At 72.7% G+C, this 18,424-nt stretch carries 16 protein-coding genes; 6 read left to right on the forward strand and 10 right to left on the reverse strand.

What is annotated here, in order from left to right; genetic code table 11:
• Window positions 1-10: 10 nt before the first annotated feature.
• The 6 genes from APR03_RS12390 to APR03_RS12415 form a co-directional block, all read right to left on the reverse strand.
• Window positions 11-658, reverse strand: coding sequence for a nucleoside/nucleotide kinase family protein (locus APR03_RS12390; RefSeq protein ID WP_253836064.1), 648 nt, complete (start codon window positions 656-658; stop codon window positions 11-13).
• 35 nt (window positions 659-693) lie between these two features.
• Window positions 694-1,191, reverse strand: a complete 498-nt coding sequence (locus APR03_RS12395) for a CoA-binding protein (protein ID WP_253836066.1) — start codon at window positions 1,189-1,191, stop codon at window positions 694-696.
• Complete coding sequence (locus APR03_RS12400) at window positions 1,188-2,507, reverse strand: O-acetylhomoserine aminocarboxypropyltransferase/cysteine synthase family protein (RefSeq protein WP_253836068.1); 1,320 nt, start codon at window positions 2,505-2,507, stop codon at window positions 1,188-1,190. Before APR03_RS12400 ends, APR03_RS12395 begins: the two co-directional genes overlap by 4 nt.
• A 37-nt stretch (window positions 2,508-2,544) precedes the next feature.
• On the reverse strand, window positions 2,545-3,348 hold the full coding sequence (locus APR03_RS12405; RefSeq protein WP_253836070.1) for an ABC transporter permease: 804 nt from the start codon (window positions 3,346-3,348) through the stop codon (window positions 2,545-2,547).
• Complete coding sequence (locus APR03_RS12410; RefSeq protein WP_253836071.1) at window positions 3,341-4,366, reverse strand: aliphatic sulfonate ABC transporter substrate-binding protein; 1,026 nt, start codon at window positions 4,364-4,366, stop codon at window positions 3,341-3,343. The genes APR03_RS12405 and APR03_RS12410 overlap by 8 nt, the downstream gene beginning before the upstream one ends.
• A 66-nt stretch (window positions 4,367-4,432) precedes the next feature.
• A complete protein-coding gene (locus APR03_RS12415; RefSeq protein ID WP_253836072.1) occupies window positions 4,433-5,314 on the reverse strand; it encodes an ABC transporter ATP-binding protein in 882 nt (293 codons plus the stop codon).
• A gap of 195 nt (window positions 5,315-5,509) precedes the next feature.
• Between APR03_RS12415 and APR03_RS12420 the strand changes: the two genes are divergently transcribed.
• Complete coding sequence (locus APR03_RS12420; RefSeq protein WP_253836073.1) at window positions 5,510-8,908, forward strand: S41 family peptidase; 3,399 nt, start codon at window positions 5,510-5,512, stop codon at window positions 8,906-8,908.
• A gap of 6 nt (window positions 8,909-8,914) precedes the next feature.
• Here APR03_RS12420 and APR03_RS12425 read toward each other — a convergent pair whose 3' ends face one another.
• Window positions 8,915-9,619, reverse strand: coding sequence for a class I SAM-dependent methyltransferase (locus APR03_RS12425; protein WP_253836074.1), 705 nt, complete (start codon window positions 9,617-9,619; stop codon window positions 8,915-8,917).
• Window positions 9,620-9,843: 224 nt separating this feature from the next.
• On the opposite strand from APR03_RS12425, the gene APR03_RS12430 reads away from it, so the two are divergent.
• The 4 genes from APR03_RS12430 (at window position 9,844) to APR03_RS12445 (ending at window position 13,136) form a co-directional block, all read left to right on the forward strand.
• Window positions 9,844-10,779 (forward strand): helix-turn-helix transcriptional regulator, encoded by a 936-nt coding sequence (locus APR03_RS12430; protein ID WP_253836075.1) that lies wholly within the window; start codon window positions 9,844-9,846, stop codon window positions 10,777-10,779.
• 91 nt (window positions 10,780-10,870) lie between these two features.
• Entirely contained in the window at window positions 10,871-11,665 is a 795-nt protein-coding gene (locus tag APR03_RS12435) for an amino acid ABC transporter substrate-binding protein (RefSeq protein WP_253836076.1), read from the forward strand.
• Window positions 11,666-11,668: 3 nt separating this feature from the next.
• Window positions 11,669-12,328, forward strand: a complete 660-nt coding sequence (locus tag APR03_RS12440; protein ID WP_253836077.1) for an amino acid ABC transporter permease — start codon at window positions 11,669-11,671, stop codon at window positions 12,326-12,328.
• Window positions 12,315-13,136: an amino acid ABC transporter ATP-binding protein gene (locus APR03_RS12445; RefSeq protein WP_253836078.1), complete on the forward strand. Its 822-nt coding sequence runs from the start codon at window positions 12,315-12,317 to the stop codon at window positions 13,134-13,136. Before APR03_RS12440 ends, APR03_RS12445 begins: the two co-directional genes overlap by 14 nt.
• 48 nt (window positions 13,137-13,184) lie before the next feature.
• On the opposite strand, the gene APR03_RS12450 is transcribed toward APR03_RS12445, so the two are convergent.
• The gene (locus APR03_RS12450; protein ID WP_253836079.1) at window positions 13,185-14,372 is read right to left on the reverse strand and encodes an MFS transporter; all 1,188 of its coding nucleotides are present in this window, start codon (window positions 14,370-14,372) and stop codon (window positions 13,185-13,187) included.
• 60 nt (window positions 14,373-14,432) lie between these two features.
• On the opposite strand from APR03_RS12450, the gene APR03_RS12455 reads away from it, so the two are divergent.
• Window positions 14,433-14,738 (forward strand): ArsR/SmtB family transcription factor, encoded by a 306-nt coding sequence (locus APR03_RS12455; protein ID WP_253836080.1) that lies wholly within the window; start codon window positions 14,433-14,435, stop codon window positions 14,736-14,738.
• Window positions 14,739-14,790: 52 nt separating this feature from the next.
• Here the strand turns inward: APR03_RS12455 and APR03_RS12460 are convergent, their stop codons facing one another.
• Window positions 14,791-15,771, reverse strand: coding sequence for a Gfo/Idh/MocA family protein (locus APR03_RS12460; RefSeq protein WP_253836081.1), 981 nt, complete (start codon window positions 15,769-15,771; stop codon window positions 14,791-14,793).
• A gap of 140 nt (window positions 15,772-15,911) precedes the next feature.
• Window positions 15,912-18,227 carry an immune inhibitor A domain-containing protein gene (locus APR03_RS12465; protein WP_253836082.1) on the reverse strand — a complete coding sequence of 772 codons (2,316 nt, stop codon included), beginning with the start codon at window positions 18,225-18,227 and terminating at the stop codon, window positions 15,912-15,914.
• Window positions 18,228-18,424 lie beyond the last annotated feature (197 nt).

Raw genomic sequence — 18,424 nt, forward strand, 5'->3', positions numbered from 1 at the left:
GCGCTGACGCTCAGGGGTGCACGAGCGCCGGGTGGTCCGGGTGGTCGAACCGGACCACGAGGTCCGGCAGGCCGTCGATCTCCTGGGCGTAGCGGTCCCAGGCGGCGAGCGCCCACGCCTCCTCGGGCGGGGTGCGGCGGCGCAGCGTGGCGGGCTTGAGCGCCAGGTGCACGGTGAGGTCGACGTCGAGGCCACGCCCGGCGGCGAGCTCGCCGTCGAGCACGACGACGGTGCCCGGCGCGGCGTCGGCGTAGGCCGCGCGCGTGGCGCGGTCGGTGTCGGGGTCGCGCAGGCTGGGCAGGTACTCCCGGCGGTCGGCCACGCGGGTCAGCACCTCGCGGTTCAGGGCGCCGACGTCGATCCGGTCGTCGAGCAGGCCGTCCGGGTCCTCGCGGCCGCGCTCGAGCCGGAGCGACCGCGGGCGCAGGAAGTCGCGCACGCTGACGCGCACCACCGGTCGCCCCGCCGCCTCGAGCGGCGCGACCAGCGTGTCGGCGAGCCCGGCCGGGTCGGCGGACGCGTGACCGTCGACGAGGAGCCGCACCGGGGCGCCGGACGTCGCTGGTCCGCCGCCCCGGCCGGCCGCGTGGTCGAGGACGAGGCCCACCACCCGCTCGACGAGGAGCGCGGCGCTGATCGGTTCCACCCGTTTGCTCATCGAGGAACGACTCTATGTCGCCGCGGTACCCGCCCCTAGCGGTCGGCCCGCCGCGAGCTGATGACGCCCGTGTCGAAGCCGGCCAGGTGCAGGCCGCCGTGGAAGCGTGCGTGCTCGATCTTGAGGCAGCGGTCCATCACGACGTCGAGGCCCGCCGCCTGCGCTGTCCGGGCCACGTCCTCGTGCCACGACCCGAGCTGCAGCCAGAGCGTCCGGGCACCGACCGCCAGCGTGTCGTCGAGCACGCTCGGCAGGTCCTCGTGCCGCCGGAAGACGTCCACGAGGTCGGGCACCACGGGCAGGTCGGCCAGGCTCGGGTACACGGGGTGCCCCAGGATCTCGGTGGCCCGCGGGTTCACGAAGTACACGTCGTACGGCGAGGACGACAGCAGGTAGGTGGCCACGAAGTAGCTCGCCCGCGCCGGGTTGGTCGACGCCCCGACGATCGCCACCGTCCGGGTGGTGCGCAGGATCCGCAGCCGGTCCTGGGCGCTCGGCCCCTGCCAGGTCCGTGCCGTCGCCTCCGTGCTCATCGGGCCACCCCCGTCGCCGTGGTCAGGGCCTGGTCGAGGTCCCAGAGGATGTCCTCGACGTCCTCCAGGCCCACGGAGATGCGGACGAGGTCCTCGGGGACGCCCGCCGCCTCGAGCTGTTCCGCGGACAGCTGCTGGTGCGTCGTGGACGCCGGGTGGATCACCAGCGTGCGCGCGTCGCCGACGTTCGCGAGGTGCGAGGCGAGCTGCAGCGACTCGATGAACAGCCGGCCGGCCTCGCGGCCGTCGGGCACGTCGGCGGCCGACGTGACCTGGAGACCGAACGCGAAGACCGATCCCGGCCCGAGCGGCAGGTACTTCTGCGCCCGGTCGTGGTGCGGGTGGGACGGCAGCCCGGCCCAGAGCACGTAGGACACGCGCGGGTCGGCGTCGAGCCACTCGGCCACCGCACGCGCGTTGGCCAGGTGCGCGTCCAGGCGGTGCGGGAGGGTCTCGACGCCCTGCAGCAGCTGGAAGGCCGACTGCGGCGAGAGGGCGGGACCGATGTCGCGCAGCTGCTCCGAACGCAGCTTGGTGAGGAACCCGTACTCGCCGAAGTTCGCCCACCAGCTCACCCCGCCGTAGGAGGCGACCGGCTCGGTCATCTGGGGGAACTTGCCGTTGCCCCAGTCGAACCGCCCGGACTCCACGACGATGCCGCCCAGCGTGGTGCCGTGCCCGCCGAGGAACTTGGTCGCGGAGTGGATCACGATGTCGGCACCGTGCTCGATGGGTCGCACGAGGTACGGCGTCGCGAGGGTCGCGTCGACGACCAGCGGGATGCCGGCCGCGTGGGCGACCTCGGCGAGCGCCTCGAGATCGGCGACCTCGCCCGACGGGTTCGCCACCACCTCGGTGTAGAGCACCTTGGTCGCGGGGGTGATCGCCGCCGCGTAGTCGGCCGGGTCGGTGCCCGGCACGAACGTGGTCTCGACGCCGAACCGCCGGAGCGTCACGTCGAGCTGCGTCACGGTGCCGCCGTAGAGCTGCGCGGAGGCGACCACGTGGTCGCCCGCGCCGACCAGCGCGGCGAAGGTGATGAACTCCGCCGACATGCCGGACGCCGTCGCCACCGCCCCGATGCCGCCCTCCAGCGATGCGATGCGCTCCTCGAGCGCGGCCACGGTGGGGTTGCCGATGCGCGAGTAGATGTTGCCGTACTTCTGCAGCGCGAAGAGGTTCGCGGCGTCGTCGGTGTCCTGGAAGACGAACGACGTGGTCTGGTAGATCGGCACCGCCCGGGCACCCGTCGCCGCGTCGGGGATGCCCCCGGCGTGGAGGGCCCGGGTGCGGAACCCGAAGGTGTGCTCGGTCATCGTCCTGCTCTCTTCCGGTCGACGGGTGCGAGGGTCATCATGCCCACCTGCGCAGCAGGCGCCGCTCCGCCAGGCCGATGAGCGCGTCGGTCAGCTTGCCCAGCACCGCGAGCAGCACGATCGCCAGGAGGATGCGGTCCACCCGGCCGTTCTGCTGCGAGTCGTTGAGCAGGAACCCGAGGCCCATCGACGACGCGATGAGCTCGGCCGCGACGAGGAACAGCCACGACTGCGCGAGCGCGAGCCGCAGGCCTGCCACGAGGGACGGCAGCACGGCGGGCAGCTGCACCGCCGACAGCAGGCGCAGGCCGCGCAGCCCGAAGGCGCGCCCGGCCTCGACCAGGTGGGGGTCCACGTGCCGCAGGGCCGCCGCGACGGTCGTGTACACGGGGAAGAAGGCGCCGATCGCGATGAGGGTGATCTTGGACTCCTCGCCGATCTTGAGCCACAGGATCAGCAGCGGTACCCAGGCCAGCGACGGCACGGCGCGGATCGCGCCGAGCGTGGGCGCGAGCACCAGGTCGCCGAGCTTCGACAGCCCCACCAGGGAGCCGACCGCGAGGCCGGCCGCGGCGCCGGCGGCGAACCCGATGAGCACGCGCTGCGTCGAGATGGCCACGTGGTGCCCGAGCTGGCCGCGCTCGACGAGGTTCACCGCGGCGTCCCACACGGCCACGGGTCCGGGCAGCTGGTACGGCGGCACCAGCCCGGCCGCCGTCGTACCCCACCAGGCCGCGAGGAGGACGGCCGGCAGGAGGAGGCCGAGCACGACCCGGCCGCCCCGGCCGCGGGCGGGGGCCGCCGGGCGGGCGTCCTGCCGCGCCGTGGCGGCGTCACTCATCCGAGGCCACCGCCTCCTGCGCGAACTCGGGCGCGAACAGCTCGTCCAGCGCGATGTCGACGGCGTCCTGCGAGGCCACGTCGTTCGAGTCCACGAAGATCGGGCCCACGACCTCCAGCACCGCGCGCTGCTCGGCACCGGGCACGGGGTCCAGGTCGAGCACGGTGCGCTCCTCGATCACGGTGGCGGCGACCTCCGGGTCGATCGCGGCGACGTCGGCCAGCAGGGCCGACAGCTCCTCGGGGTGCTCCAGCGCCCAGGCGCGGGCCCGCTCGTACGCGTCGACCACCACCTGGGTCACGTCGGGGTGCTCGTCCACGAACTCCTCGCGGGCGTTGAGGAAGCCGTAGGTGTTGAAGTCGATGTTGCGGTAGATCAGCGTGTCGCCGGACTCGGCCTCCGCGGCGGCCATGATCGGGTCCAGGCCCGCCCAGGCGTCCACCGACCCGTTGTCGAGCGCGGCGCGGCCGTCGGCGTGCTGGAGGTTCTGCACCTCGACGTCGTCCAGCGCGATGCCCGCCTCGTCCAGCGTCTGCAACAGGAAGAAGTACGGGTCGGTGCCCTTCGTGGCGGCGATCGATGCGCCCTCGAGGTCCGCGACGTCCGTGATCTCCGAGTCGCCGGCCACGACGATCGCCGACCACTCGGGCTGGCTGTAGATGTCGACGGTGCGGATCGGCGAGCCGTTCGCGCGAGCGAGGAGCGCGGCCGAGCCCGCCGTCGAGCCGAAGTCGATCGCCTCGGCCCGCAGGTTCTCGTTCGCGGTGTTGGACCCGTCGGACTGCACCCAGGTCACCTCGACGCCGTCGAGCTCCTCCTCCAGCCAGCCCTGCTCGCGGATCACCAGGCTGAGCGGGTTGTACGTCGCGAAGTCGACGGCGACCGCGTCGGTGCTCCACCCGGAGTCGCCGCCGTCCGTGGCGGCCGAGCCCTCGCCCGCCACGCAGCCGCTCAGCGTCATCGCCGCGGCGAGGGCCAGGCCGGTCGCCGGGACGGTGTACCTACGGTGGTCGCTCATGGTTCTTCCTCTCGCTGCCCGGCGGCGGTCGCCGGGCTGGGTCTGTCGTGCGGTGCGGCCCGGGGGTCAGGCGCCGCGGGCTGCGCGCGGGTGGTGGGTCGGTACGCCGAGGCCGTCGAGCAGCTCGGCACGGAGCTCGGCGAGGTCGCGGGCCGCGCGGTCACGCGGGCGGTCGCCGGGCACGTCGACGACGCGGGCGATGCTGCGCGCGGCGTCCGCCGGCTCGGACGGGGTCCCGTCCGGCAGCGTGCGCAGCAGCACCACGCGGTCGGCGAGGTAGAGCGCCTCCTCGACGTCGTGGGTGACCAGGAGGACCGTGGCCGGGCGTGCCGCGTGCACGTCGAGCAGCAGGTCCTGCATGCGCAGCCGGGTCAGCGCGTCGAGCGCGCCGAACGGCTCGTCGAGCAGCAGCACGCCGGGGTCGCGCGCCAGGGCCCGGGCGAGGGACGCACGCTGCGCCATGCCGCCCGACACCTGCCGCGGCCGCAGCCCGGCCGACGCCGCCAGCCCGACCAGGTCGAGGAGCCGCGCGACCTGGTCGCGCCCCGCGCCCTTCGCCGTCCCCGGCGGCAGGCCCAGCGCGACGTTCTGCGTGAGGGTGCGCCACGGCAGCAGGCGTGGTTCCTGGAAGGCGACGGCGGTGCGCGGGTCGGCCCCGGCGACGGGCGCGCCGTCGATCGTCACGGTGCCGGACGTCGGCGCGTCCAGGCCGCTGACCTGACGCAGCAGGGTCGACTTGCCGCAGCCCGACGGCCCCAGGACGGCGACGATCTCGCCGGGCGCGACCTCCAGGTCGACACCGCGGAGCACCGTGCGCGACGCGGTCCGGGCGCCTGCGGCCGTGAACGCCCGCCCGACGCCGGCGAGCCGTACGGGGAGGGCGGTGGCGCCGTCGGCCGGGGCGGCGGGGGTCGCGGGTGTCGTGGGCGGTGCCGTGGGCAGAACCATCGATGTCATCCCTCGCGGTCGGTCCGTGCGGCAGACGTTCGTTGTCAGGCACTGTCGATGGACGTCATAGAACCGGACTATGGGTTGGCCGCACCAGGACGTTCCATGATGTGAGACCACGATGTGGACGAAGTCCACCCGCAGCGCACGGCACTTTCCATGACGCGTGTCAGACCCCGCAAGTACGTTGATCCGGTGACCCAGCCCTATCTCCGGTACCCCCACGTCCACGGCGACCAGGTCGCCTTCGTCGCCGACGACGACGTCTGGCTCGCCCCGGTCTCGGGCGGCCGTGCCTGGCGTCTGACCACCGACCACGCCCCTGCCGCGACGCCGCGGTTCGCGCCCGACGGCACCCGGGTCGCGTACGTCTCCCACAGGGACGGCCACCCCGAGGCGTACGTGGTCGACCTGTCCGACGGCGCCACACGGCGCCTCACCTGGTTCGGCGGCAACGCCATGACGGTGCTCGGCTGGGACGACGCGGGCCGCGTGCTCGTCTCGTCCAACGCCGGCACCCACGAGCGCTCGCTCACCGTGGTGCGCGCGGTCGGGCTCGACGGCGCCGTCGAGACGCCGCGGTACGGCCCGGCCTGGGGCGTCGCCGAGCACGTCGGGGCGGACGGCGCCCGGACGACGGCGCTGGTCTCCGCCGGCTACCGCACGCCCGCCCTCTGGAAGCGGTACCGGGGCGGCACGGCGTCGGTCCTGTGGCTCGACCGCGGCACCGGCGACTGGCAGCGCCCCCTGCCGGACGAGGAGGCCGGCGTCTACGACCCGACCTGGATCGGCGACTCGCTGGTGTTCACGTCCGACCGCGCCGCGACGTTCCCGGACCACGCCGACGAGCAGGCCAACCTCTGGGTCCTGGACGGTCTGGCGACCGCGGGCGGCACGCCCGAACCGCGGCAGCTCACCTTCCAGACCGAGGCCGAGGGCTACGTCCGCGACGCGGCGTCCGACGGCTCGCGGATCGTGTGGCACAGCCGCGGCGACCTCTGGCTGCTCGACGCGCTGGACGGCACGCCGCGCCGGCTCGACATCACGCTCACGGGAGCCCTGCCGCAGCCGTACTCGACCGATCCGGCCTCGGGTCCGGTGCCGATCGACGGCGTGGCCGTGGACGGCACGGGCGACGCGAGCGTCATCGGCTGGTTCGGCACCGCGTACTGGGTGACCCACCGCGCCGGCCCGGCCCGCGCCCTGGTCGCCGACCCGTCCGTCCGCGTCCGCGAGCCGGTGCTCCTCGGCGACACCCGGCGCGCCGTCGTCGTGACGGACGCCCCGCGCACCACCCCGGACGGGGTGAGCCGCGAGGACGCGCTCGAGGTCCACGCCCTGCCCGGCGAGTCCGCCGGTGTGCCCGGCACGCCGCCGCAGACCCTCGCGGCCGGCGAGCTCGGCCGTGTGCTCCACCTGGCCGCGAGCCCTGCGGGCGACCGGGTCGCCGCCATCTCGCACGACGGCCGGATCAGCGTCGTCGCGGTGCCCGACGGTGACCCCGGTGACGGCCCCGCACCCGGCACGGTCACCACGATCGACCGGTCGGCGAACGGCGAGGCGGAGTCGCTCACGTTCTCGCCCGACGGGCGGTACCTCGCCTGGTCGAGCCCTACGGGCACCCTGGCCGACCACCACCAGATCCTGGTGGCCGACCTGCACGCCGACCAGCCCACGGCCACGCCGCTGACCTCGGGCCGGTTTCACGACTTCTCGCCGTCGTTCAGCGACGACGGCAAGTACCTGGTGCTCCTCTCGGACCGCACGTTCGACCCGTCCTACGACTCGCACGAGTTCGCGCTGTCGTTCAGCGCGGCCACACGGCCGTGGCTCATCCCGCTCTCGGCCACCGAGCCCGCGCCCTTCGGCCCGAGCGCCGACGGCTGGCGCCTGGCCAAGCCGGACGGGAAGCCTCAGGCCGCCAAGGACGACGACGCTCCCGAGGCGAAGCCGGACGACGACACCGCACCCGCGGACAGCTCCCCCGACCCGTCCCCCGACATCGACTTCGACGGCGCCGAGGAGCGCCTCGTGCCGTTCCCCGTGACGTCCGGCCGGTACCGCGACCTGCTCGCCGCCAAGGGCGGCGTGCTCTGGGTGCGCGAGACCGACGACGCCGGGGTGCTCGGCGCACGGCACGCCGGGACGGACGAGGACCCGGCGCCGAACGTGCTCCAGTTCTGGTCGTTCGATGCCCGCAAGGCCACGGACGTGGCCGAGAAGGTGAACGGGTACGCCGTCTCGGGCGACGGCGAGCGCATCGTCGTCCGGTCGGGCTCAGGTCTCGCCACGCAGCCGGCCACGAGCAAGCCCGGCGACGACGACCCGGGTGCCTTCGACATCGACCTGTCCCGCGTGCGCTACGAGGTGGACCCGCGCGCGCAGTGGCACCAGATGTTCGACGAGAACGCCCGGATCATGCGCGACCACTACTGGCGCGCCGACATGGACGGGGTGGACTGGGAGGCCGTGACGGAGCGCTGGCGGCCGCTCGTGGACCGGGTGGCGACGCACGACGACCTCGAGGACGTGCTCTGGGAGACGGTGGCCGAGCTCAACACGTCGCACGCGTACGTGCACGGCCCGGGCGAGCGGGGCGACGCGTCGCGCAGGCTCGGCCTGCTCGGCGCCGACCTGTCCCGCACGGCCGACGGCTGGCGCATCGACCGGGTGCTGCCGAGCGAGTCGTCCGACCCCGGCGCCCGGTCCCCGCTGCGCGCGGCGGGCGTCGACGCGCGGCCGGGAGACCTGGTCGTGGCCGTCGACGGGCGGCCCGTCGACCCGGTGGCCGGGCCGGCGGCGAGCCTGGTCGGCGCGGCCGAGACGCCGGTCGAGCTCACCCTGCGCCGTCCGGACGCCGCGGAGGACGGGACGAGCGCCGACCGCCGGGTCGTCGTCGTACCGCTCGCCGACGAGTCCGCGCTGCGCTACCAGGACTGGGTGCGGTCGCGCCGGGAGTACGTCGCCGAGAAGTCCGGCGGCCGGCTCGGGTACGTGCACGTGCCCGACATGGTCAGCACGGGCTGGGCGCAGCTCCACCGCGACCTGCGGCTCGCCACGGACCGCGAGGGCGTCGTGGTGGACGTGCGCTTCAACGGCGGCGGGCACACCTCACAGCTCGTGATCGCCCGCCTGGCGGCGCGGGTGGCCGGCTGGGAGCTGAACCGGTACTACGACCGTCCGGCGACCTACCCGAACCAGGCGCCTCGGGGGCCGGTCGTGCTGGTCACCAACGAGTACGCGGGGTCGGACGGCGACATCGTGAACGCCGCGGCGCAGGCGCTCGGCGTCGGGCCGGTGGTCGGGGTGCGCACCTGGGGCGGTGTGATCGGCATCGACGGCCGGTTCAGCCTCGTGGACGGCACGGGCATCACCCAGCCCCGCTACTCGTTCTGGCTCGACGGCAAGGGCTTCGGCGTGGAGAACCACGGCGTGGACCCCGACATCGAGGTGCGGCACACCCCGGCCGACTACTTCTCGGACGTCGACCCGCAGCTCGACGCGGGGATCGCCGAGGCGTTCCGCCGGCTCGGCGAGCGCCCCGCCGCCACGCCCCCGGCGCTGCCCGCGCCGCGCGTCCGACGGCGCGCGTGACCGCCGTCAGGAGCGCGTCGCCTGCACGAAGGTGAGTGGCCCGTAGCGGTGGTCGAGGTGCGCCACCTCGCGGGCGTCGGTGAAGCCGGCGTCCGCGAGGAGGCGCAGCAGGCCGCCCTCCAGGTTGCGCGCGGTGTGCGGGTTGGCGGCGACGGCGGACCGGCCGCGCCGCTGCCCGTGCCCGTGCCCGTGGTCGCCGTGCCCGTGGTCGCCGCCGGTGCTGCCGAAGTCGGCGATCGTGACCCGGCCGCCCGGGCGCAGGACGCGGAGCGCCTCGCGCCCGAACTGCTCCCGCGCACCGTCGGGCACGTGGTGCAGGGCCAGCGCGGACACCACGTGGTCGAACGACCCGTCCGCCCCCGGCAGCCGGTCGGCGAACCCCTGGACGAGCGTGAGCGCGAGCCTGCGGCGGCCCGCCTTGCGGGACGCGACGCGCAGCGCGGCGCCGTCGGGGTCCAGGCCCGTGACACGCGCGGCGGGCTGCGCCCGGAGCACGGCGAGGGACAGGTTGGCGGTGCCGCAGCCGACGTCGAGCACGGACTCGCCGGGGGCGACGTCCGCGAGCGCCGCCGCGCGCTCGTGCACGGGGCGCACGCCGGAGAGGCGGGAGAACACGTCGTAGAGCGGCAGCAGCCAGGGCCTGCCCATGCCGGGCAGGAAGTCGCGGTCGCGCTCCTCGGACGTGCGCTGGTCGAGGATGTCGTGGTCCATCGGGGGTCCCTTTCCGGTGGTGGTGCGCCGGGGCGCCTCGGTTCCAGCATCGGACATCCTTCGGTCCCTCGACAGCACAGAAGTCGGTGCGGATCAGACGATCCTCGGCTCGTCACCGGCACGCACCGGGCGGGTGCCGGGTGGCGGCGGTAGCGTCGTACCGCGAGAGGAACGGGGCGCGCCGTGCTCACCCCGGCCGCACCCACCGACGCGGGAGACACGCGATGACCACGCAGACGCCGGCCCCCACCGGGTTCCGCACCCGTCTGCGCACCGTCCGCCCGGACGGCACACCGGTCTACCGGCACGCCGCCGGCCCGGGTCGGCCGCCGGTCTGCGTCACCCGGAGCGACCACGAGGCGGACCTGCCGCACCAGCCGCCGGGACACCCGCACGCGCACGACTTCCTCGTGCTGGTCTACGTGGAGCGCGGTGGCGGCTCGGTGGGCATGGGTGGCACGCCCACGCCGTTGCGCGCCGGCGACGTGCACGCCGTCCCGCCCGGCCGCACGATCGACGTCGGCCCCGAGTCGCTCGACCGTGGCCGATCCTGGAGCGTGTCGTTCACGCCCGACGCCGTGCCGACCCTCGCGTCCGTGTCACCGCTGGCCTGGGCGCACCACCCGCTGCTCGCCCTCTTCGCGGTGGAGCCGGTCCCGGGCGGTCCGAGCGCCACGGTGCCGGAGGCCGGACGGCCGCTCTGGTCGGCGTGGCTGGGCGAGCTGGCCGACGAGGTGGCCGAGCCGGACCGGGTCGGGGCACGCGAGGCGGCGTCGGCGGTGCTGACACGGTTGCTCGTGGGTGCGGCACGGCTCGCGCCGTCCGCCCCCGTGCCGCTGGACCCGCTGGTCACGCGCGTCTTCGAGGAGATCGAGGCGACGTTCCACGAACCGGTCTCGGCGGCCGACGTCGCCCGCGCGCTGGGCTACACCGCGGGTCACCTGACCACGGTGGTCCGCGAGCGCACCGGCCGCACGCTCCTGGACTGGATCACCGAGCGCCGGATGACCGAGGTGCGCAGGCTGCTGCGCGACACGGACCTGCCGCTCGGCGTCGTGGCGGCGCGGACGGGGCTGCGGGACGCGACGTACCTGGTCCGGCGTTTCAAGGATCGCTACGGCATCACACCCGACCGTTGGCGCCGGAGTGAGAGAACCTGAGGGGGCAGGGGTGAGTTGACCCCTGTCATCGGCTACTTTTGGGGCACGCATCGGCACGACCGATATGTCACGACCATCGAACGGAGCACTCATGTCTCGCAACCGCGCCCTCCTCTCGGCCGCCGCAGCCTCCGCTGCCCTCCTGGCCCTGACCGGCTGCGGCAGCTCCGGCGAGTCCGGTGACGCGGGCGACGACCTCGGCCTCTCGGGTGACACGCTGGTCGTGGCCACCGAGGGCACCTACCGCCCGTTCAGCTTCCACGACGAGTCGGGTGAGCTCGTCGGGTACGACGTCGAGATCGCCGAGGCCGTCGCGGAGAACCTGGGTCTGGAGATCGAGTTCCAGGAGACCCAGTGGGACGCGATCTTCGCGGGCCTGGACGCGGGTCGCTTCGACACCATCGCGAACCAGGTGACGATCACGCCGGAGCGTGAGGCCGACTACGTGTTCTCGGCGCCGTACACCGTCTCGACGGGTGTGCTCGTGGTGGCCGCGGACAACGAGGACATCCGCAGCTTCGCCGACCTCGACGGCAAGACCAGCGCCCAGTCGCTCACGAGCAACTGGAACGACCTGGCGACCGAGAGCGGTGCCACCGTGGAGGCCGTCGAGGGCTGGGCGCAGGCCGTCGCGCTCCTGGAGCAGGGCCGTGTCGACGCCACGATCAACGACAGCCTGACCTATCTCGACTACGCCAACACCGAGGACGCCTCCGGCATCAAGGTGGCCGCGGAGACCGAGGAGCAGTCGGAGGCCGCCTTCGTCGTCACCCCTGAGCGCGAGGCCCTCGCCCAGGCGATCGACGGTGCCCTGGACGACCTGCGCGCCGACGGTACGCTCGCCGAGCTGGGCGAGAAGTACTTCGGCGAGGACGTCTCCGAGTAGTCCATGGACTGGCAGCTCGTCGCCGAATCCTTCTGGCCGCTCCTGCGGGGCGGACTCATCGGCACCATGCCGCTCGCGCTCGCGTCGTTCGCGATCGGGCTGGTGGTCGCCCTCCTGGTGGCCCTGCTGCGGCTCTCGCCGAACCCGGTGCTGTCGTGGGTGGGCCGCGCCTACATCTCGCTGATCCGCGGCACGCCGCTCCTGGTGCAGCTGTTCATCATCTTCTACGGCCTGCCGCAGCTGGGTATCCGGATCGACCCGTGGCCCAGCGCGATCATCGCGTTCTCGATGAACGTGGGCGGCTATGCGGCCGAGGTGGTCCGGGCCGCGATCCTGTCCGTGCCCAAGGGCCAGTGGGAGGCGGGCTGGACCGTGGGCATGTCTCCGGCGCGCACCCTGGGCCGGATCATCCTGCCGCAGGCGGCACGCGTCTCGGTGCCGCCGCTGTCCAACACGTTCATCTCGCTCGTGAAGGACACGTCGCTGGCCACGCTCATCCTGGTCACGGAGATGTTCCGCATCGCGCAGCAGATCGCCGCGTTCTCGAACGAGTTCCTGCTCATCTACACCGAGGCGGCGCTGATCTACTGGATGTTCTGCACCGTGCTCTCCACCGGCCAGAACGTCCTCGAGAAGAGGCTGGACCGCTATGTCGCCCACTGACCGCACACCGCTGCTGACCGCCCGCGGCATCGAGAAGTCCTTCGGCGCCAACCACGTGCTGCGGGGCGTCGACCTGGACGTGCGGAGGGGCGACGTCGTCGCGCTGATCGGTGCGTCCGGCAGCGGCAAGACGACGGTGCTGCGCTCGCTCAACGGCCTGGAGACCCCGGACGCAGGCGTGCTGGAGCTCGCCGGCGGCCCCGTCGTCGACTTCGGTGCCCAGGCGGCGGCGGCCGGCCCCGGCTGGTTCGGCAACCGCACCGCGCGCGCCGCCGCCAAGGCGAACCGGGCCGCACTGCGCGACCGGTCCGCCATGGTGTTCCAGCACCACAACCTGTTCCCGCACCGCACGGTGCTGGAGAACGTGATCGAGGGGCCGTGCCAGGTCCAGGGGGTGCCGCGCGCGACGGCGACCGGCCGTGCCGAGGAGCTGCTGGCGCGCGTCGGGCTCACGGAGAAGCGGGACGCGTACCCCCACCAGCTGTCGGGCGGGCAGCAGCAGCGCGTCGGCATCGTGCGGGCGCTCGCGCTGCAGCCGGACCTGCTGCTGTTCGACGAGCCGACGTCGGCCCTCGACCCCGAGCTGGTCGGCGAGGTGCTGACCGTCATGAAGGAGCTCGCCGACGAGGGCTGGACCATGGTCGTGGTGACCCATGAGCTGTCCTTCGCCCGGCAGGTGGCCAACCAGGTGCTGTTCCTGGACGGTGGCGTGGTGGTCGAGCACGGCACGCCGGAGCAGATCTTCACCGCCCCGGCCGAGGAGCGCACCCGCCGGTTCCTCGACCGGATCCTCCACCCCCTCGACTGACGTGTCAGACGTACAGGTCACCCCGGTGACCTGTACGTCTGACCCGGGTCAGGCCAGGGCTGCTCGGCGGCGCACCGCGTAGCCCAGGGCGAACACGCCCAGTGCGGCGGCGGCCGCGCCCGCCCCGAGCAGGTCGATCCAGGCCGCGCCGTAGGGCAGCACCGAGGCCCCGACCACGGGCGCGAGGGCGATCCCCAGGTACATGGCCGTCGAGTACCAGGACAGGGACACGCCGGCGACGGCGGGGTCGACGTCCACCAGCCGGTGCTGGATGGGCACCAGGGCCGCGGCGGTGCCCAGCCCCCAGACCCCGAACAGGACGGCGGTCCCCGCGTACGAGCCGCCGGCCGTGTACAGCGCGGCGAGCGAGACGACGACGGCGGCGAGCGCGGCGAGCGCCGTCGGCCGGGCCCCGAACCGGTCGGTGAAGGACCCGCCCAGCCAGTTGCCGACGATGCCCGCGAGGCCGAAGACCAGCAGGAGCGACGCGAGCGCAAGGCCGCTGCCGCCCGTCACGCTCTCGGTCACGGCGGAGCTGAAGATGTAGACCAGGTTGAACGCGGCCGTGAACAGCAGCGTCGTCATGAGGGCGAGGCCGATCCGGACGTCGCGCAGCACGGCGAACCGGGCCAGGAGGCCGGGCACGGCACCGGTGGGCACGGCGCGCGTGGCGAGGCCGACGGCGACGGCGAGCCCCGCGGCCAGCCCGGCGAGGACGCCGAGCGCGAGCCGCCAGCCGCCGAGGGCCGCGAGCGCCGTGCCCAGGGGCGAGCCGACGGCGGTGGCGAGGATGAAGCCGAACCCGACGACGCCGAGCGCCCGCCCGCGCTGCTCCGGGGGGACGAGCGTGGGCGCCGCCGCCATGGCGGCCGGCATGAGCGCGGCGCCGCCGAGCGCGGCCAGCACACGCCCCGCGGTGAAGAGCGCGAGGTCGCCCGCCAGGGCCGAGAGTGCGATGCCCGCGGCGATGATCCACAGGCCGGTGCCCATGAGGGCGGCGCGCGAGGCACGGGCGAACAGGACCGACACCGCGGGGGCGAGCACCGCGACCACGACGGCGTACCAGGAGATGGAGTAGCTGACCGCGCTGGGCGAGGCGCCGATGTCCACCGCGATCTGCGGGAGCACGCCGGCGATGACGAAGGCGTTCGTACCGACCACGAACAGCGCTGCGGCGATCAGGGCGATCCGGAGGTAGGCACCGCGCAGCGAGTATGATTGTTCGATGAACGTCATACCGTTGAGCGTAACCGAATGGTTCGACGGTTGTCGAACTATTGCGTCAGGAGATGGGTCGTGACCGAGTTCCCGTCCGCCGACATGGCGCAGGTCGAGCTCGTCGACGTGCTGCGGGCCCTCGCCGACCCCGTGCGCCTGCAGATCGTCGGCATGCTGGCCGACGGCAAGCCCTACCCCAAGGGCGACTGCACGATGGGGCTCGACCTGACGAAGTCGACGGCGTCGTACCACTTCCGCACGCTGCGCGAGTCCGGGCTCACCCGCACGATCGTGCACGGCCGCACACACGACATCCAGCTGCGGCGCGACGAGCTGGACGAGAAGTTCCCGGGCCTCATCGAGGCGGTCCTGCGCGAGAAGTAGCCGCGCCGTCCGCGCCGAGATCTGGTGCAGATCTCGGCGGGGACGGGGTGGCCTACTCCCCCGGGTACTTCAGGTCGATCTGGTTCCGGATCTCGTCCAGCGTGGCCATGATCGCCACCGTCTCCGCGCGCGGGAGCAGCGGGCTGTCGAGCTCACCGGCCGCGACCAGCCGCTCGGCCTCCGCGGCCTGGAAGTGCATGCCCCGGCCCGTCACCTCGGCCGTGAACGTCTCGGTCTCGGTGCCCGACGCGTCGTAGACGTGCACCGTCGACGGGTTGTACCAGGTCGCGTCGATCTCGATGCGCCCCTCGGTCCCGAGGATCGAGGCCCGGTTGGGCCCCCGGGTGTCGGACGCCGACACGGTCGTGGCGACCCGGGCGCCGTCGTACCCGAAGATCGTGGCGACGGTCGCGTCCGCACCCGTCTCCTTGAACGTCGCGTGCGACTGGATGGTGAGCGGCTCGCCGAACAGGTCCCAGGCGAACGAGACCGGGTAGATGCCGAGGTCGAGCAGCGAGCCGCCGCCCAGGGCGAGGTCGTTGATGCGGTGGGCGGGGTCGTCGGGCAGGTCCTGGGTGTGGTCCACCAGGAGGGTCCGCACCTCGCCGAGCACGCCCGAGGCGATGATCTCGCGCACGCGCGCCATGTGGGGCAGGAACCGGGTCCACATGGCCTCGAGCGCCACGAGCCCCTTGGCCTCGGCGAGCTCCGTGATCTCGCGCGCCTCGGCGGCGTTGAGCGTGAACGGCTTCTCGACCAGCACGTGCTTGCCGGCCTCCAGCACCAGCTTCGCGGCCTCGGCGTGCATGGGGTGCGGCGTCGCGACGTAGACGATGTCGACCTCGGGGTCGTTCACCAGGTTCTCGTACGAGCCGTGGGCGGTCGGGATGCCGAACCGGTCGGCGAAGGCGCGCGCCTTCTGGAGGGACCGGGAGCCGACGGCCTGCACGGTGAAGCCGTTGTCGTTCAGATCAGAGGTGAAGCTGGCGGCGATCCCGCCGGCCGCGAGGATGCCCCAACGCAGGTGTGTCATGCGTTCGAGCGTAGTGCCCCGCCGAAGTAGAACCGTGGCGAGATAGAACGGTGGCGAAGTAGAACGGCAGCTTCGCGCTGAGGTTCTACTTCGCCACGGTTCTATCTCGCCACAGTTCTACTTCGGCGGGATGAGGTGGGTCAGTTGACCTGGATGGTCATGTGGCCCTTCTTGGTGTCCTCCGTGAGCACCTTGATCGTGGTGCCGGTGCCGCCGACCTTGACCGAGTGGCCGGGGTTGGCCGGGTCGTAGTAGGCGTTCGGGTTCGTGTCGTCGAACGTCGACACGGCCTTCTGCTTGCCCAGCTTCAGCGTGGTGAGCGAGTTCGCGGCCACCTCACGGTGCAGCGAGATCGGGTCCGTCTTCTGCAGGCCGAACGTCGCGTCGAAGGACTGGATGCGGTTGCGGGCGATGGTGCCGCCCGACCACTTCAGGGCCTTCGCGCGAGCGTCGACCGGCAGTGCCTGGCCGCCACCGGGGTGCTGCGAGGTGTTGTTGTCGCCGTACAGGCTGTTCACGTACCAGACCAGCAGGCCGTCCTGGTACGGGTAGTGCTCCACCTTGTTGCTGTTGGAGAAGGTCCAGCCGAAGTTGTACGGGCCGGTGCGCAGCGTCTGGTCGTAGCCGCCGTACACGCGGTTCTCGGCCACGTAGTAGTGCTGGTAGGTGACCTCGTAGGTGCCGTCGGCACCGACCGTCACGAAGCCGTCGGCCGTCCAGTCGGAGTCCGTGAAGTCCTCGGACAGCGCGTCGCCGACCGTGACGTCGTCGACCGCGATGCCGGTCTCGTTGGCGCCGCCGTCGCTCGCGTAGCGGAAGCGGACCGAGGCCGTCTGGCCGGCGTAGTCACCGAGGTCGGCCGTCAGGTCGACCCAGGCGCCCGCCGAGTCACCGGTGATGCCGCCGCCCGGGTTGGTGCCGTTCGGGTCCTCGTCGGTCGACAGGTTGTTCGGCAGCGCGGTCCAGGTGGAGCCGCCGTCCGTCGAGATCTCGGCGAACGCGTAGTCGAAGTCGTCCTCGATGGCGTACTGCACCTTCGCGGTCAGCGAGGCGCCGTCCGGCACCGTGAACGACGGCGACGTGATCGTCGTGTTCAGGTTGTTGCCCGTGCCCGAGTACACGAACTCGCCGTCGAGGGGCTCGACGCCGTACTCCTCGCCGATGTCGACCTGCGTCACACCGTCCGGCAGGTCCACGATCGCGGCCTGCGCGCGCGTGGTGGCGTGGAACGACGGGCCGAGCTTGATGCGGTCCCGCTCGCCCGGCGCCACGGCCTCGTAGTCGAGCCAGCCCAGGAAGAGCTTCTCCGTGGCGCCCATGTGGTTCGGCGTGGTGCCGATGGTGCCCGTGCCGTGGCCCATCCACGAGCCGGAGCTCATGAGGTTCCAGAAGCCGGTGCCGTTCTCGCCGCCCGCGGTGTCGTAGTAGTCCGGCAGACCGAGGTCGTGGCCGAACTCGTGCGCGAAGACGCCGAGGCCGCCGTTCTCCGGCTCGGTGGTGTAGTCGCGGATCCAGATGTCGGAGTCACCGATCTTGATGCCGCCGAGCTTCTCGAAGTCGGCCGGGCCGTCCGAGCCCAGGCCGCCCTGGTTCACCGCCCAGCGGTGCGACCAGATGGCCTCCTCCGGCGCGCCGGCCTCCTCGCCCTCGCCGGCGTGGATCGCCTGGAAGTGGTCGATGTAGCCGTCGGGCTCGGCCGTGATGCCGTCGCCGTCCATGTCGTAGCGGTCCCAGACGTCGAACGACTGCAGGTAGGCGTCGATCTCCTCGGCGGTCTTGCCCGCCGCGACCTGCTGCTCGTACCAGGCGTTCGCGGTGTCCTGGATGAACCGCGTCATGTCCTCGCCGGACTCCGTGGTGCCGTAGGACGCCGTGTTGTACGGCACGGTGACCCAGTCGGACACGTCGCCCTGCAGGTCGAACCGGCCGGACGACATCTCGTCGTAGATGCCGGCGAACGACTCGCCGTCCTGGTCCTCCAGGCCGGTGAAGAACATCTCCTGGAAGTGCTCGCGCGAGAAGTCCGGCTCCCAGTAGGTGGAGTTGTCGCTGCGCGGCGGCTCCGGGATCTGGTTGTGCACGGGGCCCGCGGAGGCGTCCGGGTAGCGCTCGTCGACCTCGTCACCGAAGTCCACGAGGATGCTGAACAGCTGTGCCGTCTCCTCGACGCCGTACTCGACGTACTCGCGCGGCGAGATCTTCACGACCTTGGACTTGTGCTTGCCCTTGCCACGGGTCTCGACCTTGGCCTCACCGGTGGCGACCATGTTCACGGCCCGCTGCCGCTTCTCGTTCTGCTTCTCGGCCAGGGCGTCCGGCCGGTTGTCCTCCTTGGCCGGCGCTGCCTGCTGCGGCACCTCCTCGGCGGGCGGTGCTGCGGAAGCGGTGATCGGTACGACGGCGGCGGAGAGCAACAGGGCTGCTCCCGCGCCGACTGCACAGATGCGTGGGTTCATTTCTTCCTCCGTGGAGAGAGCCGCGTCCGGGACGAGGAGGTGATGCGTGTACGGGTCGCCGGACCTGCTGGACACCTTTGTCCACGCAGGAGGAAACCAGGGAAATATTACGACAATGTTGCCTAGGACACAGATGGGGTCACCCGCGGTGTCCGGAAATGTGTGCACCGAATCGGTTCGATCCGACGTACCGTGGC

The organism is Promicromonospora thailandica, assembly GCF_024171955.1.
Classification (GTDB): domain Bacteria; phylum Actinomycetota; class Actinomycetes; order Actinomycetales; family Cellulomonadaceae; genus Promicromonospora; species Promicromonospora thailandica.